This window comes from Petrotoga sp. DB-2 (assembly GCF_054051725.1).
In genome coordinates, this window is sequence record NZ_JBSVZD010000004.1 from 35,896 (window position 1) to 60,896 (window position 25,001).

Below are 25,001 nucleotides of genomic sequence, written 5' to 3' on the forward strand. Positions count from 1 at the left end.
ATTTATGAGGGTTGCAGGTCTTATACTTTCAGGGTCAACTAAAGACAATTTAGATAAACTAACGTTAAAAAGGACTAGCGCAGCCGTTCCTGTTTTTGGTAAGTACAGAGCGATAGATTTTACGTTAAGCAATATGGTAAATTCTGGTATCACAAACGTAGGCGTGTTTACTCAATACAATCCCAGATCTTTAATGGACCATTTGGGAAGCGGTAAAGAATGGAACTTAGATAGAAAAAGAGGGGGATTATTCATACTTCAACCATTTATAAGCCCTCAAAGCCGTAAAATGTACTATGAAGGAACAGCGGATGCAATATTCCAGAATTTAACTTTTTTGAGAAGATCATACGAAGATTTTGTTTTAATCGGTTCTGGAGATCATATATACAATATGGATTTTAGACCCCTTTTCAAATACCATGTAAAAAATGGTGCAGATGTTACTTTGCTAACAAAAACTGTAGAAGATAGAATAAATTTTAGTCAATACGGACAAGTCATTACAGATGAAAATAACAGAATCACACAAATCTATGAAAAAGACTCCGAATATCGCTCTAATAAGATTTTTTTGGGCGTTTATTTTATAAACAAAGCATTTTTGATGGAAATCCTATATGCCAACGTACCAAACGGAAAATTCGATCTTTTAAAGGATATAATCATACCCAATTTATCCAAGATGAGAGTTTTTTCTTACGAGTTTGATGGTTATTGGAAAAATATTAAAAAATCTGTAGAAGATTATTATAATACTAATATGGATATATTAAAAGAAGAGGTCAGAAATGAATTATTTTATTCACCGGAAAGAAAAATATACACAAAGCTAAAAGATTCGGCTCCACCGAAGATAAACGTTAACGCTGAGGTTTCCAATTCATTTGTATCCGATGGTTGTATAATAAATGGAGTTGTTAGAAATTCCGTGCTTTCTAGGGATGTGTACATTGGAGCAGGCTCTGTAATAGAAGATTGTATAGTATTACAAGGAAGTTATTTAGAGGAAGGAAGCGTAATTAGAAAGACCATAATTGATAAAAACGTAAGGATAAGATCTGGGAAAAAGTTGGAAGGCATAGGAAACGAGATCAATGTTATAGAAAAAGGGGCCGTTCTATAGAAGGAGGCATTGAAATGCGTGTTTTAGCTATTATTTTAGCTGGAGGTCAAGGAACAAGACTTGGGGTAATTACAAACAATTTAGCAAAGCCCGCCGTACCCTTCGGTGGGAAATATCGCATGATCGATTTCACTTTAAGTAATTGCGTTAATTCAAATATAAATACAGTAGGTGTTGTAACTCAATACATGCCACATAGGTTGGTAGAACATTTAGGTATAGGTAAACCGTGGGACTTGGATATAAAAGGCGGAGGTTTACATATTTTGCCTCCTTATTTAAGTAGGTCAGGAACTTCGTGGTACCAAGGAACAGCCGATGCGGTTTATCAAAACATCGAATTTATAGAAAGGTATAAACCTGATTTTGTGTTATTATTGTCAGGGGATCATGTATATAAAATGGATTATAACGATATAATAGACTATCACATAGAAAAAGATGCCGATGGTACGATAGCGTGTATGGAAGTACCAGTAAGTGAGGCACATAGATTTGGTATAATGGTTACTGACCCTTTCAATAGGATAATCGAATTCCAAGAAAAGCCCAAAGAACCAAGAGGGACCTTGGCATCTTTGGGAATATATGTATTTAAATGGAACTTTCTAAAAGACGCCCTCATTAGAGATGCCCAAGATAATACTTCTGAACATGATTTTGGAAAAAATATAATTCCCAAAGCACTGAACGAAAATTCTCAACTGTATGCTTTCAATTTTGAAGGTTATTGGAGAGACGTTGGAACGATAGAATCTTATCTTGACTGTAATCTTGAGATAATTTCTCCCCTGCCTCCGTTAGACCTTCACGATGAAAATTGGAAGATATACACTCAATCTGAAGAGTTACCCCCTGCTTTCATCGCAAAAGGTTCCAGCGTGTTAAAAAGCTTTGTTAGCGAAGGTTCAGAAATATACGGAACGGTTGAAAATTCAGTGATTTTTCAAGGTGTAACCGTTTCAGAGGGAACTTATGTAAAAGATTCCATTATAATGAATAATGTATTTATCGGCAAAAATGCGTATATAGAAAAAGCGATTGTTGCTGAAAATACTATTATCGGTGAGTCGGTTGAGATAGGAAAAGGTAAATTCGCGGAATCTAAAATCGATAAAAAGATCTATAATTCAGATATAACTGTAATAGGCTTCAACTCGAAGCTAAAAAACAAGATGACAATAGGGAAAAATTGTGTCATAGACAACGAGGTAGATTTAAATGATTATGATGTGCAAGAAATAAACAGTGGGGAAGGAATAATCAAGTAAGCAAAAGAATTTTTAAGAAAAACGCATGTTAAATAAAAGGGGATAAAAAATGGACTTTTATGCATTAAAATTTTTAGCAACTTCAAATTTAACCGGTGAAACATATGTGGGATATATGTTTGGTAAAAAAGCTCAAACCCCTTATTTTAATGTGCTGTTGTTAGCTAGGGCTCAGCTTAAAGAAGTAAACCTTCCGGATATTACAAAAGACTACCTTGATTTCAAATCAGACATCGATATGCTGTATTATCAACTGTCTAAAGAAAAAAATAATAACCTTATATCACAGTTCAAAGCCTACTTTTACAGTACGCTAAAAAAAATGAAATCTGAGGTCACGGGGACAAAAATCTTCATGGCCATAGAAGATGAAGACGTTTATGTTTTGAAATCAATTTTGAGCGATATTTTAAGTGAATGGGCTGGAGATACAAAAATCAGATTGGTAGCTCAGAAATTTGATTATAAAGATCTAACCTGGATAACCGCCGTAAAAGAGAAAGGAGAAGAAGGTTTAAAAGAATATTTAAGCAGAGAAGACGTTAAAGACGCAACTGAAATCTATCCAATAATAGACCCCATAGAAGGTTATTCCGTTTCTAAATTGGATATAGGTGAACCTATAATAGTTTTACCCATGGAAAATAAGGATGAAGACGAGAAAAATACGAGAAAAGTAATCGAGGGGAAAATCATATCTAAAGAATTGATTCCTTCAAGCGACTATATATTTTTAAAAGTAGATCTAGGGAATGGGGCTTTGGGTAAAGCGGTAGTTCATAGAGAGTTAAAGGTTTCAGTAGACCAAAATAGACTTCAAATTTTAAGAAAGTCTCAAGAAAAAGATGAAAATGAAAATGAAACAAAAATTATCGGCGATTTATACAACCAAATGAAAAAAGATAAAAGCATGCCTACGGATAAAAAAATAAGTTCCTTGGATATACTAATAATAAGTGGTTTTTCAATAATAGGGATACTTTTGATAATCTTAATTGTTATACTGGGATCTTTTTAATTTGAAAGTTGTGTTGACTTTTGTCATTATGATTCCAACGTTGGTCTTTTCTGTGCTTTCATATCACTACACCTATCAGATCCTTGAATACAGAAATTTGAAGGAAAAGGAAATCACAGAAGCCTTTGAATTAATGAACGAAGTGGAAGAAATCTTTGCGTTAACGCCTCAAGAGTTTTTAAATAGTTATGAAATTAAACAATCCATTTCGTCAACAACAAAGGAAGCAACTATTCATGTTTTTGAATATAAGGGATATGACTTCGTATACATCGAAAACGCACCCAGAATAACAAATATATCGAAATAATAGGTGAATGGAGGAATGCTTAACTTGCGTTTATCGTATGCAACAGCTGTAGAACTCGGCTTAAAAAAAGGAAAAATTGACTTTCCAAATTATACAGCTTATCTCATGATCGGTGAAAAGTGCCTTTTCAACTGTGCTTATTGTGCACAAGCCAGGAATGCTCAAAGTAACGCGGATCTACTATCAAGAATCAAATGGCCTGAAATGTCTTTAGATACCTTTAAAAGTATCTTCAACCCTACCAAATTTAAACGTATATGCATCCAAGTTGTTTCTTCTTTAGATTACTGGATTGAATTAAACGAATTATTATCTTTTTTGAAAGAAAAAGAAATACCAATATCTGTTTCTATAAGGCCAAGAAATATTGAAGAAGTTAGAACCTTGTTTAAAAAGTACAACGTTGATAGGGTTGGAATAGCCATAGATGTAGCAAACAAGGACCTTTTTTCAAAAATTAGGGGCGGTAAATACGAATTCTACGAAAATATGCTCAAAAATGTTTCAACCGATTTCCCCAATCGAATTACTACACACATAATTGTGGGATTGGGAGAAACTGACGAAAACATTGTAGACTTTTTATTAAAAATGAAAAAGTTTAAGATATTGGTAAGTCTATTTTCTTTTACCCCCATAAAGGGGACAAAACTTGAAAACCTTTTATCACCGTCTTTATCCAGGTACAGAAAAATCCAGATCGCTAGAGAAATCATCCTACAACATGATGTAGAAAAAGCCGATTTTCTCTTTGATTCGAAGGGTAACCTCCAAAAATTGCCTGAAGTGAAGGTAGATATCGAAGAAGCTAAAAAAACCTCGGGATGTCCATGGTGTACACGTCCTTTTTACAATGAAAAACCAACAGAAGAACCATACAACATCCCCATACCTCGACACATCAATCTCTAAAGTTTCTCTTCTGCAAATTGTCTCCTTACCTCTACTATTTTTTCAACCTCATCGGTAATTATACCGTCATACAAACCTTTGAATGTGTGTAAATCTTTAGGATCGTTGACCGTCCATAAAAATATCTTCAAACCCTTTTCTTTCCATTTATGCAAGAGCTCTTTAGAAAGTTCTATATTATCTTTTAAAGCCTTTATCCAAAGATTCAAAGAATAAAGATCAATCTCCTTATTCAATTCCTCTACGTATTTTAAAGTATCATATTCAACCAGTAATCCAACTTTTGCACTTTTATCCAGACTTCTGACCTTTCTTAAAGCGTCAATCTTGAAAGAAGAAAATAGGGTTCGATCAACTGCATTCATTCTTTTCGTTATTTCGTAAGAAGGAACTGCCGCCTCAACCTCTTTGATTTCTAAATTAAGAATAGCTTGTTCATCTAAAGTAAAGATAACTTCTTCGACTGTTGGAACGGTCTCTCCATTTTTAAAATGTATTTGTTTTAATTCCTCGTAAGTTAATTCCTTCAACTTTTTGTTGTCAATACTATCGTCATGAAGAACAACCAACGTTCCATCTTTAGTTAATCTCGAATCATACTCAATACCATCGGCACCATATTCTCTGGCTTTTTTAAAAGCTTCGATCGTATTTTCAACAAATTTAGCCCTGTAACCCCTATGCCCTAAAATTACAAATTCATCCATAATTTTTTTACTCATCCTCCCGAGCGACTAATGTGATAAAATGATTATATCATTAGAGCACCTCCTGTTCCAAGAAAGGGGGAAAATTATGAAGGCATGGGAAAATGAATTTAATAGAAGAAGAAACGCAAAACCAAAAAAAGATCACATTGAAAAATGGGAAGACGTAGAAAAAATGAATGTTTTCCCAAAAGAGATATTAGTAACCCTTTGGGATAGTAAAGTTCCAGGTTCTAACGCCCCGGAATCTCTCATGGTTGGTGCAGTCCAATCTTTAGAAAATATGGGTAAAACCGTAAACCAAGCGGAGTTACTGCTGGATAAAGGCTTCGAAGCATTAGAAAATAAAGAGTATTCTAAATTAAAGGCTATAACCTCAGAAATTTTCTTTTCTCTTTCCGAAGCCGATTCACTTGACAATAACGAATACGAAAAGTTTGATAGACCTTTGGAATGGGAAGATATCTCTAACTCTTTTCCTAAGCAAAAATTTAATAATATTGATAAATTAAAAGACAAGATTCATGGCGGTTGGTTAGGCCAACTTGCAGGTGGATCTATGGGGACCAAACTTGAAGGATATACCCACGATGCGTTGGAAGAAACATATTCTAACCAATTGGGTACTTACATAGGTGAGGTTTCAACGATCAACGACGATGTGACCTATGAATTGATTTTTCTCAAAACTTACGAAGAGAAGAAGGAAAAGATCTCTTCAAAGGATTTAGCAAAAAATTGGATATCGTACATACCATTTGGATGGAGTGCTGAGTTGATAGCTCTTGAAAATATTAAAAGAGGAATATTCCCACCAGAGTCAGGATTTTTTAATAACCCATTTCAAGAATGGATAGGAGCACAGATGAGATGCATGGTTCATGGTTTATTGCGACCTGGCGATCCATATAATGCCGCAAAGTTAGCGTTTATAGATTCACAAGTATCCCATAGTGGTAACGGTATATACGGCGGCATACATAGTGCTGTTATGACATCTTTGGCTTTTTCTGAAAAAGATCCAAGAAAAATAATAGAAAAGTCATTGGATTATATTCCAAAAAATACCGAATTTAAAAAAGTCGTAGATAATGTAGTAAAATATTGTAAAGCCAATAATGATTGGATCAGCACCCTTAGAAAAATAGAGGACAATTTCCAAAGGTATAATTGGGTTCATCTGTATCCCAATACCGCCTCTGTTTTAACCTCTTTATGGTTTGGAGAAGAGGATTTTGATAAAACGATGAAGATCGTATCTTCTTTCGGTTATGACGTTGATTGTAATGCTGGTGAGGCAGGTACGATATTGGGTATCATATATGGTGCAAACGATTTTCCTTCTTATTGGTCACACCCCTTGAAAGACACGTTGGAAACCTATTTACCAGATTTTTCAAAAATAAAAATATCCACATTGGCAGAATGGACATTTAAATTAAGTACCCAAAATGGAATTAATAGATCGTAAAACTTTAGCAATAAAAAGATTTTCAAAAATAAGATTTTGACTTTAAAAGGGGTACACGGCGGAGCCCTGTTTGCCGCAGTGAGCAAACAATGTTTTTAAATGATTTTGATCTTGAACTTGGGGTTCTTAAGGGGCGAAGCCCCTTAAAGATTATGGGTGGGAAGCGGGGCGAAGGGCGCTAACGTAGATTGCAAAGTTCATAAAAATAGTATAATAAATCGTATGGGGAGGTGTAAAATATGAAAAGATTCTCGTTTTTTGTGTTCATTATTATTCTCTTTTCTTTCACAGTTTTTGCAGCACCACAAAAGGTAGCATACGTAATAAACGGTTCCCTTGGGGATCAATCCTTTTATGACTCTGGTTATGCTGGCATAAAACAACTGGAGAATGATTACGGGGTTCAAACAAGGGTAATTGAATGCAATTTTGATCCCTCGCTCTATTATCCAAGTTTACTTACAGCTGCAAATTGGGCAGATGTTGTATTCGTAATCTCTTACGGTTTTGAAGAAGAATTAAAAACCATAGCCGCACAATTTCCCAATAAGGTATTCGTAAATATTGACACCGTAGTCGAAGATGAACAGGGTATAATATCAAACATTGATTACATTGAAGAGGAAGGGGCTTTCATGGCTGGGGTTGTAGCAGGTATCGTTACAACAATGACGGAATTGGAAGGAATAAATCCCCAAAAACTAATAGGGGCAGTAGGCGGAGATGACGATATAGTCATCAGATCCTTTGTATATGGTTATGAACAAGGGGCACATTACATAGATCCGGAAATTGAAGTAAGAACGATATACGTGGGAAGTTGGGATGACCCTGCAAAAGGAAAACAAGCTGCTTTACAACTTTATTCTCAGGGTGTGGATGTAATATTTCAAATCGCAAGTTTAACAGGCACTGGAGTTTTACAAGCCGCCCAAGAAGAAGGAAAATATGCTATTGGCGTAGATTCAAATCAAAACGGTCTTGCCCCAGGTCACGTGATCACCAGCGATCTTAAAGAAGTTGGAAAATCTATTGAACTAGTTTTTAGAGACATAGTAGATGGAAGATATGAACCCGGCACGTTGTACAAACTCGGGTTAAAAGCCGGAGCAGTAGGATTGGCTATCGATGAATACACATATCAGATTCTTCCTCAAGAAACTGTAGAAAAAATATTACAGATCCAGCAAGATGTGGTGGATGGAAAGATTGTGGTCAAAGAATACAGGGAATAATCATCCATAGGTGGTTTAAATGTCATATATACAAATAAGAAATATATATAAAATATACCCACCTGATATTTTAGCCTTAGAAGGAGTGAATTTCTCCTTAGAAAAAGGGGAAATTCACTCTATTATAGGCGAAAACGGAGCCGGAAAAAGTACTTTAATGAAGATCTTATACGGTATGGTGCCTCCATCCAGTGGTCAGATCTTTATCAATAATCAAGAACAAAAAATAACTAACCCAAACGTAGCTATTAAGCTTGGGATAGGGATGGTTCACCAAGAATTTATGCTCGTTCCTTCTTTTAAGGTATACGAGAACGTTGCTTTGGGTTTGGAAAAGACAAAAAACTTCGGCTTCTTAGATAAAGAAAAAATATTAAATGAGTTAGAAGAGATTACCAAAAAATTTAATCTGTCTGTCGATCTACAAGCAACTACTTCTAACCTCTCTGTCGCAGCCCAACAAAAAGTGGAAATTTTAAAATTATTGTATAGAAAAGTTGACACGTTGATTTTTGATGAACCAACAGCGGTATTAACACCTCAAGAAACTCAACAACTATTCAAAGAGATCAGAAATATTAGAGATACGGGTAAAACTATTGTTTTTATCAGTCATAAATTGGAAGAAGTATTGGAAATCTCAGATATCATAACAGTTATGAGAAGAGGAAAAATAATCTCAACTTTAAAGAACGATAACCTTTCAAAAGGCGAATTGGCCAAAATGATGGTGGGCAAAGAGGTTATGCTCACTGTGAAGAAGGTCCCAAAAGAACCAGGTAAAGAGGTTTTTAAATGTGAAAATTTGACCGTTGCTTCTAATAAAACAAAGATAAATCTGTTGTCAAACATCAATATTGTTATTAGATCAGGTGAAATAGTGGGTTTAGCAGGCGTTGAAGGCAATGGTCAATACGAGATCGTACAAACAATAATTGGTGAAATTTATCCACACCGCGGAAAGATATTTATAGAAGATCAAAATATCACAGATCTCCCCATCAGAAAAAGAAGAAGACTAATAAGTTATATCCCTGCTGACAGAAAAAGATACGGATTAGCTTTGAATGCCATTTTAACAGAAAATCTTTCCATGACTCACCACTTAGGCGAAAAATTATCAAAATTTAAATATATCATGGATTGGAAAAAGGCTAAAAAATTTGCGAAAGATTTGATCAATCAATACAACATCCTTTCAAGAAGTATAAACGATGTTCCTAAAAATCTTTCGGGAGGTAATCAGCAGAAATTAATAGTTGCGCGTGAATTCAGCCTCGATGCGCCGTTTTTGCTTTTGGACCAACCAACCAGAGGATTAGATGTTGGTTCAATCGAATATGTTCATAACGTTATCCTTGAAATGAGAGAAAAAGGGAAAGGAATTCTGATGATCTCTGCAGATCTGGATGAACTTTTATCTATGTGCGATAGGTTGTACGTTGTACGAAAAGGAGAAATAGTGGCTGAATTAGACCCCAAAATTCACTCAAAAGAAGAAGTGGGTGAATACATGTTGGGGGCTAAACTATGAAGAGTTTAAACAAAATATTAACAGGAATCATTGGTATAGCCTTGTCTTTTCTTGCAGCTGCGGTTTTGATAAAATTCCAGGGAAATTCCCCTATCGATGCTTATCGAGCATTATTTAATTACGGATTAGCTTCCTGGTTTTCTCTTTCTTCAACTTTAAACAACGCTACCCCATTGATATTAACGGGTATGGCTGCAGCAATAGCATTCAGTTCAAATGTGGTGAACCTTGGAGAACCTGGACAATTAATTGTTGGAGCTTTGACCGCTGCGCTTTTAGGATACTATCTACCCATACCAGGAGTATTGGGGATATTTGTTATTTTGATAATTTCAGGTATCGTTGGTGGTTTATATGGTGGCTTGGCTGGTGTACTAAAAAAGTATTACAAAATGGATGAATTCATAACCACTTTGATGTTGAATTTCATAGCAGATTACTTGACTTTGTACTTGGCGACCTACCCATTTTTGGATGAAAAATCGTATGTTCCCGCTACTCATATGATAAAAAGAGAATTTTTTCTTCCCACTATAAACGGAATAAATATCAGTTTTTTCATAGCGATTTTTATGGTCTTTGTTTCATTTTTTGTTGTGACTTATCTAAAAAAAGGTTACGAATGGCGTATGATGGGACATAATTATGATTTTTCAAAGATAGGCGGCTGTAAAAATGAAGAAAATTTAATCTGGGTTATGTTTTACACAGGGTTCCTTTCCGGCTTAGCAGGTGCTTTGTTGATACTAGGTGGAACTCAACATAGGTTTATTAAAGGTATAGGAGCAAACTATGGTTGGGATGGAGTAATGCTTGCCATAGTGGGAGGTAATGGAGTCGTTGAAACGTCAGTTTTTGCCATATTCTTCGGGTTTCTTAAAGCAGGTGGCATAGGTATGGAATTTGAGGTATCAATACCTTCGGAATTCACAATGGTTCTTCAGGCTATAATCGTTTTATTGGTTGTTGCTACAAGGAGTACGATATCTTACTACAGCGACAAAATCAAGGCTTCTCTGAAAGCAAAAAGAGTGGTGAAATCCTCTGACTGATATAATTTCTTTACTAATTAGAGACAGCTTTAGCAGTGCAACTCCTATACTTCTTGCAGCGCTGGGAGGAACTTTTACCTATTATGCTAACGTATTCAACATCGCTATGGAAGGTATGATGCTCATTGGGGCTTTCTTCGGAGTTTTGGGAAGCTATCTTTTTCAAAGTTGGGCAATGGGTATGCTGTTTGCAGTGATTTCCGGAGCTGTTGTTGCCCTAATTTTTTCGGCATTTGCATTGTCCCTTAAAACAGACGAATTCTTAACTGGTATCGGTATAAATATGCTCGCTTTGGGTGGAACTACGTATCTTTTAAGGAACATTTTCGATGTAAAAGGTGCCTTCATTTCTCCAAGGATAGAATCTCTTCCAACCTGGGATATACCTATTTTAAATCAAATTCCTATTCTTTCACAAATATTGAACAATCATCCTTTTATTGTTTACGTAGCAATACTTTTAGCCTTGTTGTTAGAAGTTATAATATTTCACACGAAATTCGGTCTCAGACTTAGAGCAACAGGGGAAGATCCAGAAACAACAAGATCTTTAGGCATTAACCCTAATAAAATGAAGTTTACCTCTATACTACTTTCAGGTATACTTTCTTCCATGGCTGGAACATACTTATCCTTAGGCTATGTTACCCTTTTCAGTGAAAATATGTCAAACGGTAGAGGATGGATCTCTTTGGCTATAATAATCTTGGTAAAAGGTCGTCCTTTAGGAATACTTTTACTGTCTTTACTGTTCGGATTTTTTGAAAGTGTGACTTTCACCCTTCAAAACTTCAATATTCCACCACAAATCACTTCCATGTTACCTTATGTAATTACTTTGGTAGTCTTATTCTTATACAGTTCCAGCAAAAGCAAAAAAAGATTAGAAGAAAAATAATTGAAATTAAGAAAACAAAAGAAAAACTGAGTTAATCGACTATAATTCCGTCTAATTTCTTCTAATCCTCCATAATCAAGTTTGCAATTTAAATTATTTAGAGATATACTTAAAACAAGCAGTTTCGAAAACGTTTGCATAATAATTGTAACAAGGTGGTTTTTATGAATAGACAAGTAACCATAAAAGATATAGCAAAAGAAGCCGGAGTTTCCATATCAACTGTTTCAAGAGTGGTAAACAGTTCCTTACCGGTGAAAAAAGAAACGAAAGAAAAAGTTTTAAAAGCAATTGAAAAGTTGAATTATTATCCCGATTCTCTTGCCAGGAGTTTGAGAGTTGGATACACCAAGACGATAGGCATAATCATTCCAAATATTGCCAACCCTTTTTTTGCAACTGTAGTAAGAGGGGCAGAAGATTTCCTAAGATCAAAGGGCTTTTCTTTGATGATATGCAATTCGGATAACAACATTATTGAAGAAAAAAAATTATTTAAAACATTAATCGAAAAGAAAGTCGATGGGATTTTGTACTCAGGTATAGGTGACCATGTTGAAAGTCTCATCAATAAAAATGTAAAAACCGTTTTCATAGACAGAATCATTAAAAGCAACAAATTTTCTTACGTTTGTTCAAACAACTACAACGCAATGTATAAATTACTGGAATACCTATACAATTCAAATCACAGAAAATTCATATTTATAAGCGGCCAAAAAGAAATATTCAGCGCAGCTGAAAGATTAAGAGCTTTCCAAGATTTTGCAAATGAATACAAGATAGATTTTAAAATATATGAGGGAGAGTACACCCATGAATCGGGGCTTTCGGTGGCTAAAAAGATTAAAAATCTTCCCGACGTTGTAGTATGTGCAAATGATTTGTTGGCTTATGGAGTTATAGAACATTTTAAATCAAAGGGCTTGAAAGTGCCAAAAGATGTAAGCGTTACTGGATACGACGACATCGCTTTTAGTAAAATGTTCTCTCCACCCTTAACTACTGTGAAACAACCTATTTATGAAATGGGAAAAACGGCCGGAGAAATGATCTTTACAATACTTTCAAAAAAAATAGATCACATTCCTGTGAAACAGTTTGAAAACGAGATAATAATTCGAGAAAGTACGAGGAGGAGAAATTAAGTTGAAAAAGCAAGGCATATTCAATTCTCAGATATCATACTTTGTTGCATCGATGGGACATAAAGATATGTTAAGTATAGTTGACATGGGTTATCCAATACCTAAAGATGCTACATTTGTTGACTTGGTTTTTGATAAAGGTATACCAAATTTTATTGATACTATCAAAATGGTTTTATACGAATTAGAAGTTGAGAAAGTGATTATTGCTGATGAGATGGAAGTAAATAATCTTAAAAATTATCAAAAAGTGATCGATATATTTCCAAATATTGAGATAGAGAAAAAGGCACATGAAGAGTTTAAAGATCTAGCAAAAAATTCCAAATTTTTTATAAGAACTGGAGAATGTACCCCCTTTTCAAACATTATATTGATTTCAGGGGTGATTTTTTAATGTTATTAGAGATGGTAGATATTACTAAAACCTTTCCAAGGGTTGTGGCCCTTGACAAAGTCAGTTTCAACTTAAAAGAAAAAGAGATACATGCCCTGCTTGGGGAAAACGGAGCCGGCAAAAGTACGTTAATCAAAATACTTGGTGGAATTTATCAGCCAGATAGCGGCGAGATAATTTTAAATGGGGAAAAAGTAATCTTTCGATCACCTATAGAAGCTAAAAAAAGAGGAATAGCCATAATACATCAAGAATTAATGCTAGCTGAAAATTTATCGATTGCTGAAAATATATTTTTAGGAAAAGAGAAAGGTAATTTCTTGAATATCGATTTTAAATCTATGGCTATCGAAGCAAAAAAATATCTGAATATGCTTGATTTTGATATTGACCCGAAAACAAAGGTTTCTAATCTAAACGTATCAGAAAAACAGTTGGTGGAAATTGCGAAGGCTATAGCATCACAAGCCGAAATTATCGTTATGGACGTGTCTACCGCTACAATTACCGAACACGAAACAAGTACTTTATTTAAGGTTATGAGGGATCTTAGAGAAAAGGGTATTTCTATTATTTTTATAACCCACAAACTTGAAGAAATATATCAAATAGCTGATAGGGTAACCGTCCTTAGAGATGGTAAATTGGTAGGTTTTGGAAATTTAGAAGAACTAAACCAAGATGACCTGATAAAGATGATGGTAGGAAGGGAAATAAAAGATATGTTCCCTAAATTTAATAAGGTAAGAGATAAAATTGCCCTAAAAGTTGAGGAATTTGAAATTCCTGGTAAGGTTTACCCACTTTCTTTTGAAGTTATACTTATTTCAACAAATAGGTAAATAATGATTAACTAAAGGTAAAGCAAGTTAAAGAAAAAAGAACTAAAATATTGGATAATTTTAGCCAAAATGCTTTTCGAAAATCAAAATAATTCTTAAAAAATCGGAAGGTAGTGGGAAGTGAAGAATTTTTTGGAAAAAATGCATATAAAAGAACTACAGGTGAGAAGAGTTATCTAATAATGCCAATTGTATGACCTCCTTACGAGATAAGGAAAATGTGGGATAAACAAGAACAAATTATCCAGTGAAAAGGTAAAGGTTCAATATTTAAGGTATTAAAAGTTGGTTAGAATGTGTTCTTTAGAGTTTCTAAAGCCAGCAAACACTAAAATTTACGGGAGGTGAGAAATGTTTGCAAAACTAGTAGATACGGGGTAGGTATGTGGGAATATGAAGAAATTTCAAAAACTTGATGGAGGTGGAGAAATGAAAAAGAACTTATTGGTGATTTTTGTTTCTATGTTACTTGTTGTTGCAGGATTTTCACAAGTAGGTGGGATTCCAAGGGAAGAAACACTCATTTCCAATGTTTTGAATGGAAGAGTTACCACTCCAAATAATTTTAACATATTTACCACTAGTTGGAGAACACCTGATCGAGGAGCCCACCAATTGATGGTGGAACCATTATGGATGATGGAGCCCGCCAGGGGAGAAGTTATTAATTCTCTTGCAGCCGAAGGTGCAATCTACAACGAAGACTTCACACAGATGACGGTTAAGTTGAGGAAAGGATGTTATTGGAGTGATGGTATTGAAATCACTGCGGATGATATTGTATATGGTATTGAAACAACCATGGAATATCCTGGAATGTCTTATCATGAGGAGTTTAATATGTATGTCGATAAAGTATACAAAACAGATGATTACACTGTAGTATTTGAATTGAAAGAACCCAACGCACGATTCCACACAAATTTTGTAGTCAGGTGGGATGGATGGACACCTTTCCCAAAACATATTTTTGAAAAAGTAGAAGATCCCTTATCCTTTGAATTCAACCCTCCTGTAAGCAGTGGTCCATATGTTCTAAAAGATTATGATGCCGCTGGTTATTGGACACTTTGGGAAAAGAGGGAAGACTGGGATAGGACGCCAACTGGGATGTTGTTTGGTGAACCAAAACCAAAATACGTACTTTTCTATTATTATGGAGATGCCACAAACCAAGTAATTGCACAAGCTAACCATAATTTAGACACAGCAAATTTAACAATAGAAGCATTCAAAGCGCTTATTCAAAAGAATCCATATTCAATGGGATATAGAAGAGACTACCCATGGGCAAACAACACAGACCCTTGTATTACAGGTCTCATCCTCAATATTGAAACATATCCATACAACATAAAAGATGTAAGATGGGCGTTAACTCTTGCAATAGATATAGTAGATTACATAGGGATAGCATATGATGGTGCTGTAGCTATGGGTGTACTTCACGTTCCTCCAATACCTTATTACCAAGAGATTTATTATGAACCTATGGAAGAATGGTTGAGAAACTTCACCTTAGACATAGAAGTTAATGGAGAACCATTTAAACCATATGATCCTAACGCTCCTTTACGACTTGCGGAATATGCTAGAAGCAGAGGATATGATGTACCTGATAATCCTGATAAAATTAGAGAATTATTTGGGTCAGGATGGTGGAAATATGCACCTGATGTAGCAGAACAATTGTTAGAAAGGAATGGATTTACAAGAGATACGAATGGCAAATGGTTGTTACCAAATGGTACACATTGGAAAATTAATGTTTTGACACATGCAAGTGTTGAAACTGTACAATATAAGAATGCACTTGCTGCGGCGCAACAGTGGAGAAACTTTGGTATAGATGTCACAATTACTTCTAGTGAACAAACTGGAAGTCTGACTACGTTAGGCAACTTTGAGGTTAGTAGCGAATGGCCTATCATTGAGGCATGGGGTGGACATCCTGATTTGTACCGTAGTTTTTCAAGCATACACTCACAGTACTACAAACCTATAGGGGAGAATGCTGTAACTGGTAGGGGCGTTGCACCGAGCAGATGGACAGATCCTAGGATGGATAAAGTTATAGAAGGAATGGAAAAAGTTGATTGGGGTAGTGAGGAAAACATAGAATTAGGTATGGAAGGGCTAAAAATACTTGTAGAAGAAATGCCTACAATTCCAACTTTTGGTTATCCTGGCTTTCTAGCATTCGATGAATATTACTGGACGGATTATCCCACTGCTGAAAACCCATATATGTTTCCAGGTGATTGGATGCCAAACTTCAAATACGTACTCCCCTTCCTTGAACCAACAGGTAGGAAATAAGGGCTACAGATAAATACATTGAGCCCCCTTTGGGGGGCTTATTATGGTGCTATAACACTTGCTATTTTTCAAATGATGCTTGCTACCAAGGATAATACAATTTCTAGCTGTAGTATTCGTAGGGATAACGGTGGTATTCTTTAAAGCTCTTTGAAAATCGAGATAATTTTTAAAAAAATAGAAAAATAATTAGAATTGAAGAATTTTTTAGGAAAAATAGAGATGAAAGAAATACAGTTGAAAGGGTTTACCGTATAATAATTGGAAGTAAATGTGTAATATTGAAAGTATTAAAAAATGGTTGAAATGCATGCTTTAGAATTTCTACACAGTGTATAATATTAATCATAAAGGAGAAGATATTGTATGGGTAAAGTTGATCTCCGTTTTAGACAGATTCATCTAGATTTTCATACAAATCCAGATATAGAGGGTATAGGAGAGGAATTCGATGCTGAAGAGTTCGCAAGTACTCTGGAAAAAGCCCATGTAAATTCAATAACATGTTTTGCCAGATGCCATCATGGTATGCTTTATTATAATTCCAAAGCGTTTCCGGAGAGAATGCATCCGTATTTAAAGAATAAAAACCTTCTCAAAGATCAGATAGAAGCTTGTCATCGACATAATATACGTGTACCTATATACATAACAGTACAGTGGGATCAGTATACCGCGGAAGAGCATCCCGAATGGCTAGCTCTAGACGGGGAAGGCAAACCCTTCGGCAACAAATTATTTGAACCCGGCTTTTACAGAAAATTATGCGTTAATTCACCTTACAGGGATTTTTTAAAAGCAATGACACAGGAAATATTGGAGACATTTTCGGTAGATGGTTTGTTTTTTGATATAGTACAGCCTACTCCATGTGCCTGCAAATACTGTCGAGAGGGAATGGAAGAGCTTCACATGGATCCTTCCAGTTTAGAAGACAGAGAGAAATACGGTCAGATAACAATAAACGAATTCAAGCGCGATATGACAGCTTTTGTAAGACAGTTCAACAAAGAATGCACTATCTTTTACAACAAAGGCCATGTAGGTCCAGCACATCGTCCAGTGAAGGACGCGTACACCCATTTCGAGCTGGAAAGTTTGCCAAGTGGTGGATGGGGTTATCTTCATTTTCCCATCGCAGTACGGTATGCTAGAAATCTTGGATTAGATTGTCTAGGCATGACAGGCAAATTTCACACTTCTTGGGGGGACTTTCATTCATTTAAAAACAAAGCGGCTTTGGAATTTGAATGTTTTCATATGCTAGCTTTAAATGCCAAATGTAGCATAGGTGATCAGCTGGAACCAAATGGAAGACTGTCGCAACCGGTTTATGACCTAATAGGTTCTGTCTATTCTCAAGTAGAAGCAAAGGAAGCTTGGTGTATAGGAGCTAAAGCTATAACCGACATAGGTGTATTTACTCCGGAAGAGTTCTCAGGAGCAAATGATACTCTTCTTACGCCATCCATTATGGGTGTGACGCGCATGCTCCAGGAAGCGGGACATCAGTTTGATATAATCGATTCGCAGACGGAATTATCAAAATATAAAGTATTGGTGTTGCCTGATATCATACCTGTATCCAACGAATTTGCATCTAAATTGGACAAATACATAACGGAAAGCGGAGCTATTATAACATCATTTGAATCAGGTCTCAGTGAGAGCAAAGATGCATTTGATCTGCCGCTTTTAGGTGTCAAACTAAAAGGACAAGCACCTTATAGCCCAGATTTTATAATACCACAAGGCGATATTGGTAAAGGATTGCCTCAAACTGAACATGTCATGTATATGAGGGGATTGAAAGTAGAAGCGACAGAAGGTACAGAAGTATTAGCCGAAACGGCAATACCGTATTTCAATCGAACGTGGAGACATTTTTGTTCGCACCGGCATACTCCATCATCGGGGAGAATAGGATATCCTGGCATTTTGAAACACGGTCGTGCAATATACTTCATGCACCCAATCTTCGCACAATATGCACAAAATGCTCCACATTGGTGCAAACAACTTTTTCTGAACGCCATAGACATGATACTTCCCGAACCTATTGTGCGCCATAGCGGACCTAGCACCATGATAGTTACAATAAATGAGCAAGTTGAGCACAACCGGTTAGTATTACATCTTTTACATTATATACCTGAAAGACGCAGCGATGGCATAGACATAATCGAAGATGTTATACCTCTATATAATGTAAAGCTGTCTATAAGAATGAACAGTGAGGTGAAAACCATTACTTGTGTACCTCAGGGGCAAAATATAGCTTTTGAAGTAAAAAAAGGTAGGGTTGAGTTCACTGTTCCTGAGATAAAAGGGCATCAAATGGTAGCTTTACAGATGGATTAATAGTAATATATTCATTTCAAAAATAGGTAAAAGCAATAATTAACAAGAGGTTTCTAATAGTAAAGATCACTTGAATCATATGCCAGATCAGCTAAGAAGTTAAATCCGCTAAGATCCAAATATTTAAAACCTTTCCCAAAAGGACCACGCATAATTCTTATCATGGTGGCAAGCAAAGGAAAACACGGTAGAGATAGGGACGTTAAGGAAGGGTTACTCTTAAGGAAGTGAATCAACTCCCTTACTGTAAATCCCTTAACTTTCTGAACGAAGATAGCCTTAAGTAAAGCCTGACGGGAGTACCCTGTTCTGCCCATCTTATTGCTGAAATCTGGGACAACGGACCAATCGATTAAATCGAGGAGATATCTAAATTCAGAATGTTCTTTCATATAGTCAGAGTAGAGGAAATCGAAGTACAGTTGAAAAGAGTTACCGTATGTGTGCCGAGCAAAGCTCAGAGTGTCCAACCAGTGAAAGTCTGGTCTGAGGAAAGGTTAGCAACCACCTCAGTAGTGAACTCTGCATAGCGGGAGGTAACGAACCTATGAAGCTAGAGGGAACAAGGTACCGGGCTACAACGCAAGTGAAGGTATTGAGCCCCGAAATACTCATTATGTCGGAGGTCGACGCTGTGTATGGGGTGGAAGACAGCAGTCTTACTGGCGATAAGCGAGGCAGTAAGACTCCGACGGGGTCTGAGGCCGTGGCACGGTATCAAAGGGACAAGCTGGAAACTCGGGAGACCCGCAACGTTCCTGGTGAAAAGGTATGGACTGCCAAGCCTATAGACGGCAAGGTTATCCAGATGACGTTGTGGGAGTCGGACCAATGCATAGTACCTAAGAAGCCCCGTAATGGGGGTGGAGGGAAGGCGTTGGCAGCAGTGCCTTGGGACGAAAGGGACACTTCCTCCGCACACAGAGGCGGACAAAGGAAGTCAACAAAACTCTCGTCCCTAACTGCTTTAGCTCGGGAAAATCCACAGATGAGATTTACGTCATTAGCTCATCTGCTCACCGTGGACTTTCTCAAAGAGTGCTTCGAGGAGCTTAAGAACGATAAAGCTCCAGGAGTAGATGGGGTAACAGTTAAGGAGTACGAAGTCACCTTAGAGAAGAACCTTAAGGAGTTAGTGGAGAAGTTAAGGGCAAAACGTTATAAACCTCAGCCTGTAAGGAGGGTTTATATCCCAAAGTCCAGGGGAGGAAAAAGACCGCTGGGCATTCCCACCGTGGAAGATAAGTTAGTCCAGATGGCGTTGAAGAAAATCCTTGAGGTAATCTTTGAGGTTGACTTTCTTGATGTATCTTATGGCTTTCGTCCTAAAAGAAGCTGTCATCAAGCTCTGGATATTCTGGACAAGGCGGTAATGACTAAGCCCGTCAACTATATAGTGGATATGGACAGCGAGAAATTCTTCGATAACGTAAACCACAAATGGTTGATGAAGTTTCTGCGGATGCGGATAGCTGACTCAAGCATTTTAAGGTTGATAGGGCGTTTCTTAAAGTCAGGGGTAATGGAAGAAGGCAAATATTACCAAATAGACAAGTGCACACCGTAAGGTGGGGTGTTAAGACTCCTTCTGGCTAATATTTATCCTCACTTCAGTTTAGACCTCTGGTTTGAGAAGGTAGTAAAAAAGACAGAGTAAAGGGTTTTCTCAGCTTATCCGGTATGCTGATGACTTTGTTGCCTGCTTTCAAAGGGTTGATGATGCAAGAGCATTTGGAAAAGAGTTGAGGGAACGGCTAAACAAAGTTGGGCTGAGAATATCGAAAGAGAAAAGCCGAATAATTTGCTTTGGTCGTTATCCATACTACTGGGCACGAAAGAAAGGTAAGAAGTTAGCGACCTTTGATTTTCTTGGTTTTACCCATTACTGTATAAAGACAAGAAGAGGCTATTTTAAGTTGGGGCGGAAGACATCAAAAGCAAAGTTTAGACAAGGAATAAAGGAAATGAACCAGTGGTTAAAGGATGTCCGTAATCAAGTAGAGTTGAAAGAATGGTGGAAAGTGTTAAAACTGAAGTTAATAGGACATTTTCGCTACTATGGGATAAGCGGAAACATGCCAGAGATACGGGCGTTCCACAAACAAACCGTAAGATTGGCTTTAAGTAGATAAACAGACGCAGTCAGAAGAGGAGTTACAACTGGGAACAATTTCAGCAGTTTCTCCACTTTAATTCTTTGCCTGTACCAAAGATGTATCACTTAACTTACACTCTATCCTGAAGACAGTGATGCGCTACTGAAGAGCCGTATGCGGGAAATCCGCACGTACGGTTCTGTGAGGGGGCAGTGGAAATAGGGTTAAGGTAAACCTAAACGGGCACGAAACTGGAAACGGTGGATACAGCCAAGGAGAACCTAAGGCCACTACGCAACTGCTCTACTCGACAATGACAAGCGAATGACCTCCTTACGAGATAATAAAGATGTGGTATCGAATAAATTATATAGTGAGGAGGTAAAAGTACAATATTGAAGGTATTAAAAGTTAGTTACAATGCATGTTTTAGAATTTCTAAAGACAGTAAATACATATTATACGGGGAGGTTAAAAAATGAATTTTTATATTGCAAGTACAAAAGTTAATTATTCTACAAATCCGTTAGCTTTAAAAGATACAAGGCCCAGGCTGTCGTGGATAGTTGAAACCAGTGAAAAAAGAAAAAAACAAAGTGCCTATCGAGTTTTAATATCATCATCTCAACAGCTCATTGAACAAGATGAAGGAAATATCTGGGATACTCATAAAATCGAAAGTGAAGATAATTACTGCTACTATAGCGGTAAAGAATTGGAAAGCTTCAAAAGGTATTATTGGAAAGTTAAAATATGGGATGAAAAAGGAGAGGAAAGCACTTGGAGTAAAACATCTTTTTTTGAAACTGGACCTTTGAGTAAAAGTGATTGGAAAGCAAAATGGATTACAAAAAAAGATTTAAAAAACTTCTATTCTGCGGGTGATTTTAGCGCAACAGAAAAATTTAAACATTACCATGCTGCATATTTTAGAAAAACATTTGAAATTAAAAATGAGGTACAGAGTGCTAGAGCATATATTAGTGGGCTAGGATTCTACGAACTTTATCTAAATGGGGGAAAAGTAGGAAATAATGTTCTTGATCCTGGACAATCAGAATATTCCAAAGAAGCTTTGTTTAATGTTTACAATATTACTTCTTTTATTACAGAGCAGAATTGTGTAGGAGTGATTTTAGGTAACGGAAGACATTTAGAACAATTTGGATATTCGAAACCAAAACTTATAATTCAAATATTGCTCGAATACGTAAACGGAGAAAAAGAATATATATTAAGTGACGAAAGTTGGGGTTCATCTCATGGACCGTTGCAGGAAAATGGAATATATTACGGCGAAAAATACGACGGAACATTAGAAATGCCAGGCTGGTGCACTTACCATTTTGATGCTTCAAATTGGGAAGACGTAGAAGTTACAGAAGGCCCAAATTTGAGATACCAAAATATGCCACCAATTAGGGTTACAAAAATTCTCAAACCCATAAAAATGTACACCCTAAAACCAGGTGTATTCGTATATGATTTTGGTCAGAACTTTACAGGTTGGGTAAAAATTAATGTATCTGGCCCCAAAGGTACCCAATTAAAACTAAGACATAGCGAACTAGTAAATGAAGATGGCTCTTTAAAAACTAATACATTGCGTAAAGCTGAAGCTACAGATACGTATATCCTAAAAGGAGAAGGTAAAGAAAGCTACGAACCACGATTCACTTACCATGGTTTTAGATATGTGGAGGTAAGCGGATTCCCATTTGCTCCTACAATAGAAAATATAGAAGGTCGTTTTGTTCATTCAGATGTAGAAAAGGTTGGTGACTTTTATTGTTCAAATGAACTTATAAATAAAATCCATAAAAATATATTGTGGGGACAATTGAGTAACCTACATAGTATTCCCACAGATTGCTGCCAGCGAGACGAAAGATTTGGATGGATGGGAGATGCACAATTATCTGCGGAAGAAGCAATATACAATTTTGATATGAGTCTTTTTTATGAAAATTATCTTCAGGAGATAAAATTATCACAAAAAGAGGATGGCTCAATTTCTGACGTTGTACCTGCCCATCTAAAAATTTATTATCCAGCTGATCCAGCATGGGGGACAGCTTACACAACGATAGCTTGGTACTTATATAAATACTATAAAAATGAAAAAGTATTGTCAGATCACTACGAATCTATGAAAAAGTACGTAGAGTTTTTACATAAGAGTAGCGAAAACAATTTGTTAAAAAAATTGGGCAGATTTGGTGATTGGTGCCCTCCAGGAGCTACATCTCCTAAAAAGACCCCTGTAGAGTTTACTTCAACATGGTACTACTACAATGACGTTTACCTCTTTTCAAAAATTGCTGAGGTTTTAGGAAAAGAAAAAGATGCTCAACATTACTTTGAATTATCTGAAAACATTAAAAAATCTTTTAATGACTACTTTCTTAAAGATTATGGTTACGAAAGTAGAATGTTTGGACCGGTAGATCTATTAATTTCTCAAACATCTCAAATTCTTCCTTTATACTATAACATGGTTCCGAATGATAAAAAAGAATTTATTTTAGAGAAATTGATAAACAATATTGTAGAGCATCAGGATTCTCACCTAGATACAGGAATAGTGGGAACAAGGTATTTATTCGATGTACTAAGTGAGAATAGATACTCAGACCTCGCATTTAGAATAGCTACCCAAGAAAGTTATCCAAGTTGGGGATACATGATTAAAGAAGGCGCAACAACCATTTGGGAGAGGTGGGAAAAGTTAGAAGCTGGAGGAATGAACTCTCAAAATCAAATTATGTTAGGCTCTGTAGATACCTTTTTTTACAAATATTTGGCTGGAATATCTTTAGACAAAGATGGCTGGAAAAAAGCTAGAATCAAACCACATTTAGTTGGAGAAGAAAGATTTGCCTCAGCTAAAATTAAAACAATAATAGGCGAATTTCAGGTTTCATGGGAAAAGGGAGAAAATTTATTTAAACTCTCAGTAGTAATACCTTTTGGAACGGAAGCTGATGTATTTATCCCCAAATTATGGAATGAATTTAACTTGAAAGAAGAAAGAGAATTATTGTTCGACAACGAACAAATTAAAGATTTTAAAGAAAGAAATGATATTAAACTAAAAGAGTATAATGAAGAAAATATAATCTTAAATTTAGGTAGTGGTCAATATTACTTTGAATTAGAAAAGAAATAAAATATTGGATAATTATTCAATATTTTATTTGAAAATCGAGATAATTTTTAAAAAAATCGAAAAGTAGTTAGAATTGAAGAATTTTTTGGAAAAAAATACGCATGAAAGGAGCTCACTTATTAATAACCGTTTATTTGGGAAATGTTGAAAAGATTTTAGATCTTCTAAATAAACAAGCTAAGAAGCTTATTCATACATAAGTGTCTTAGAAGAAGATAGTGAAGCGTCTCTACCTATTTTGTGAATTAAAAGAGCATAAGCAGGGGAAACAATGGTGAAGATAGGGATGTTGAAAAAGGGTTACTCTTAAGGAAGTGAATCAACTCCCTTACTGTAAAACCCTTGACCTTCTGAATGAAGATATCCTTAAGTAAAGCCTGACGGGAGTACCCTGTTCTGCCCATCTTATTACTGAAATCTGGGACAACGGACCAATCGATCATATCGATTAAATCGAGGAGATATCTAAATTCAGAATGTTCTTTCATATAGTCAGAGTAGAGGAAATCGAAGTACAGTTGAAAAGAGTTACCGTATAATGACAATTGAATGACCTCCTTACAAAATAATAAAAATATGATATCAAATAAATTATATAGTGAGGAAGTAAAAGTATAATATAGTTCTCTTCCAAAAAGTGTGGGTTGAAAAAATGAAATATGAACAAAAGTTAAAATAATTTGGTTTCATGTAAGAAAGCACAAAACAGATAAGGAGTGATACTAGATGAGAAAAGAGCTTCTCAAATTCTTTTAACAGATACAACAAATCCATGGTACATAGAAAAGATAGAACAACAAAGAAATACAATCAACATATATGTGGATTTCAAAAAAGGTGCAAAGTTCGAATAAAACGATAAATATTACAGTGCATACGATACGGTTCAAAGGATATGTCGGTACCTTTCAAAGCTGGAGCAAGAAAACATTTCCCAAAAGCAAAGATAATATTTGACAAATTCCATGTACTTAATGTATTAAGTGTCCAACTTGATAAAGTGAGAGCCAGTTTTCTGTTCCTGAGTTTGACAGTTGAGAGACGATTTTTCAGTAAACTGAACGGAAGAAAGCGGGTTTGAGGGGATAACACACCTATTTTTTTGAAAAAAATTTTTTGATGTAGTGACACTTTT

The 25,001-nt window shown here is 35.9% G+C and carries 23 protein-coding genes; 21 read left to right on the top strand and 2 right to left on the bottom strand.

The genetic code is table 11. The features are described 5' to 3' along the window. The first annotated feature begins 4 nt into the window (after positions 1 to 4). Genes glgD through ACW9JY_RS02700 form a run of 5 tightly spaced genes read left to right on the top strand, consistent with a single transcriptional unit; the run spans position 5 to position 4,637 of the window. Positions 5 to 1,126 (top strand): glucose-1-phosphate adenylyltransferase subunit GlgD, encoded by a 1,122-nt coding sequence (gene glgD, locus ACW9JY_RS02680; RefSeq protein ID WP_457283283.1) that lies wholly within the window; start codon positions 5 to 7, stop codon positions 1,124 to 1,126. 14 nt (positions 1,127 to 1,140) lie between these two features. Further along, on the top strand, positions 1,141 to 2,397 hold the full coding sequence (locus ACW9JY_RS02685) for a glucose-1-phosphate adenylyltransferase (protein ID WP_457283284.1): 1,257 nt from the start codon (positions 1,141 to 1,143) through the stop codon (positions 2,395 to 2,397). A 49-nt stretch (positions 2,398 to 2,446) separates the two neighbouring features. Then, positions 2,447 to 3,415: a DUF4899 domain-containing protein gene (locus tag ACW9JY_RS02690; protein WP_457283285.1), complete on the top strand. Its 969-nt coding sequence runs from the start codon at positions 2,447 to 2,449 to the stop codon at positions 3,413 to 3,415. Position 3,416: 1 nt separating this feature from the next. After that, complete coding sequence (locus tag ACW9JY_RS02695; protein WP_457283286.1) at positions 3,417 to 3,725, top strand: hypothetical protein; 309 nt, start codon at positions 3,417 to 3,419, stop codon at positions 3,723 to 3,725. A gap of 15 nt (positions 3,726 to 3,740) precedes the next feature. Continuing rightward, positions 3,741 to 4,637: a radical SAM protein gene (locus ACW9JY_RS02700; RefSeq protein ID WP_457283287.1), complete on the top strand. Its 897-nt coding sequence runs from the start codon at positions 3,741 to 3,743 to the stop codon at positions 4,635 to 4,637. On the opposite strand, the gene ACW9JY_RS02705 is transcribed toward ACW9JY_RS02700, so the two are convergent. After that, the gene (locus tag ACW9JY_RS02705; protein ID WP_457283288.1) at positions 4,634 to 5,359 is read right to left on the bottom strand and encodes a glycerophosphodiester phosphodiesterase family protein; all 726 of its coding nucleotides are present in this window, start codon (positions 5,357 to 5,359) and stop codon (positions 4,634 to 4,636) included. The genes ACW9JY_RS02700 and ACW9JY_RS02705 overlap by 4 nt on opposite strands. Before the next feature lie 73 nt (positions 5,360 to 5,432). Here ACW9JY_RS02705 and ACW9JY_RS02710 point away from each other — a divergent pair, with 73 nt between their 5' ends. The 14 genes from ACW9JY_RS02710 to ACW9JY_RS02775 all read left to right on the top strand — a co-directional run bounded on the left by ACW9JY_RS02710 (position 5,433) and on the right by ACW9JY_RS02775 (position 23,866). Beyond that, positions 5,433 to 6,815, top strand: a complete 1,383-nt coding sequence (locus ACW9JY_RS02710) for an ADP-ribosylglycohydrolase family protein (protein WP_457283289.1) — start codon at positions 5,433 to 5,435, stop codon at positions 6,813 to 6,815. A 239-nt stretch (positions 6,816 to 7,054) separates the two neighbouring features. Then, positions 7,055 to 8,050, top strand: a complete 996-nt coding sequence (locus ACW9JY_RS02715; protein ID WP_457283290.1) for a BMP family ABC transporter substrate-binding protein — start codon at positions 7,055 to 7,057, stop codon at positions 8,048 to 8,050. A gap of 19 nt (positions 8,051 to 8,069) precedes the next feature. Further along, on the top strand, positions 8,070 to 9,584 hold the full coding sequence (locus tag ACW9JY_RS02720; protein ID WP_457283291.1) for an ABC transporter ATP-binding protein: 1,515 nt from the start codon (positions 8,070 to 8,072) through the stop codon (positions 9,582 to 9,584). Then, positions 9,581 to 10,636, top strand: a complete 1,056-nt coding sequence (locus ACW9JY_RS02725; protein ID WP_457283292.1) for an ABC transporter permease — start codon at positions 9,581 to 9,583, stop codon at positions 10,634 to 10,636. The genes ACW9JY_RS02720 and ACW9JY_RS02725 overlap by 4 nt, the downstream gene beginning before the upstream one ends. 16 nt (positions 10,637 to 10,652) lie before the next feature. Beyond that, entirely contained in the window at positions 10,653 to 11,534 is an 882-nt protein-coding gene (locus ACW9JY_RS02730) for an ABC transporter permease (RefSeq protein ID WP_457283353.1), read from the top strand. Positions 11,535 to 11,698: 164 nt separating this feature from the next. Further along, positions 11,699 to 12,682: a LacI family DNA-binding transcriptional regulator gene (locus tag ACW9JY_RS02735; RefSeq protein ID WP_457283293.1), complete on the top strand. Its 984-nt coding sequence runs from the start codon at positions 11,699 to 11,701 to the stop codon at positions 12,680 to 12,682. Between the two features lies 1 nt (position 12,683). After that, positions 12,684 to 13,079, top strand: a complete 396-nt coding sequence (rbsD, locus tag ACW9JY_RS02740; RefSeq protein WP_457283294.1) for a D-ribose pyranase — start codon at positions 12,684 to 12,686, stop codon at positions 13,077 to 13,079. Then, positions 13,079 to 13,921, top strand: a complete 843-nt coding sequence (locus ACW9JY_RS02745) for an ATP-binding cassette domain-containing protein (protein WP_457283295.1) — start codon at positions 13,079 to 13,081, stop codon at positions 13,919 to 13,921. Before rbsD ends, ACW9JY_RS02745 begins: the two co-directional genes overlap by 1 nt. 429 nt (positions 13,922 to 14,350) lie before the next feature. Beyond that, positions 14,351 to 16,240: an ABC transporter substrate-binding protein gene (locus tag ACW9JY_RS02750; protein WP_457283296.1), complete on the top strand. Its 1,890-nt coding sequence runs from the start codon at positions 14,351 to 14,353 to the stop codon at positions 16,238 to 16,240. Between the two features lie 366 nt (positions 16,241 to 16,606). Then, entirely contained in the window at positions 16,607 to 18,601 is a 1,995-nt protein-coding gene (locus ACW9JY_RS02755; RefSeq protein ID WP_457283297.1) for a beta-galactosidase trimerization domain-containing protein, read from the top strand. Positions 18,602 to 18,981: 380 nt separating this feature from the next. After that, positions 18,982 to 19,131 carry a hypothetical protein gene (locus ACW9JY_RS02760; protein ID WP_457283298.1) on the top strand — a complete coding sequence of 50 codons (150 nt, stop codon included), beginning with the start codon at positions 18,982 to 18,984 and terminating at the stop codon, positions 19,129 to 19,131. A gap of 17 nt (positions 19,132 to 19,148) precedes the next feature. After that, on the top strand, positions 19,149 to 20,168 hold the full coding sequence (locus ACW9JY_RS02765; RefSeq protein WP_457283299.1) for a reverse transcriptase domain-containing protein: 1,020 nt from the start codon (positions 19,149 to 19,151) through the stop codon (positions 20,166 to 20,168). A gap of 106 nt (positions 20,169 to 20,274) precedes the next feature. Beyond that, the gene (locus tag ACW9JY_RS02770) at positions 20,275 to 20,733 is read left to right on the top strand and encodes a reverse transcriptase domain-containing protein (RefSeq protein WP_457283354.1); all 459 of its coding nucleotides are present in this window, start codon (positions 20,275 to 20,277) and stop codon (positions 20,731 to 20,733) included. Between the two features lie 442 nt (positions 20,734 to 21,175). Further along, positions 21,176 to 23,866, top strand: a complete 2,691-nt coding sequence (locus ACW9JY_RS02775) for a family 78 glycoside hydrolase catalytic domain (RefSeq protein WP_457283300.1) — start codon at positions 21,176 to 21,178, stop codon at positions 23,864 to 23,866. A 245-nt stretch (positions 23,867 to 24,111) separates the two neighbouring features. Here the strand turns inward: ACW9JY_RS02775 and ACW9JY_RS02780 are convergent, their stop codons facing one another. Then, complete coding sequence (locus ACW9JY_RS02780) at positions 24,112 to 24,411, bottom strand: hypothetical protein (RefSeq protein WP_457283301.1); 300 nt, start codon at positions 24,409 to 24,411, stop codon at positions 24,112 to 24,114. 171 nt (positions 24,412 to 24,582) lie between these two features. Between ACW9JY_RS02780 and ACW9JY_RS02785 the strand changes: the two genes are divergently transcribed. Together ACW9JY_RS02785 and ACW9JY_RS02790 are read left to right on the top strand one after the other, a co-directional pair. Further along, positions 24,583 to 24,720: a hypothetical protein gene (locus tag ACW9JY_RS02785; protein WP_457283302.1), complete on the top strand. Its 138-nt coding sequence runs from the start codon at positions 24,583 to 24,585 to the stop codon at positions 24,718 to 24,720. A gap of 20 nt (positions 24,721 to 24,740) precedes the next feature. After that, a complete protein-coding gene (locus ACW9JY_RS02790) occupies positions 24,741 to 24,947 on the top strand; it encodes a transposase (protein ID WP_457283355.1) in 207 nt (68 codons plus the stop codon). The last annotated feature ends 54 nt before the right edge of the window (positions 24,948 to 25,001 follow it).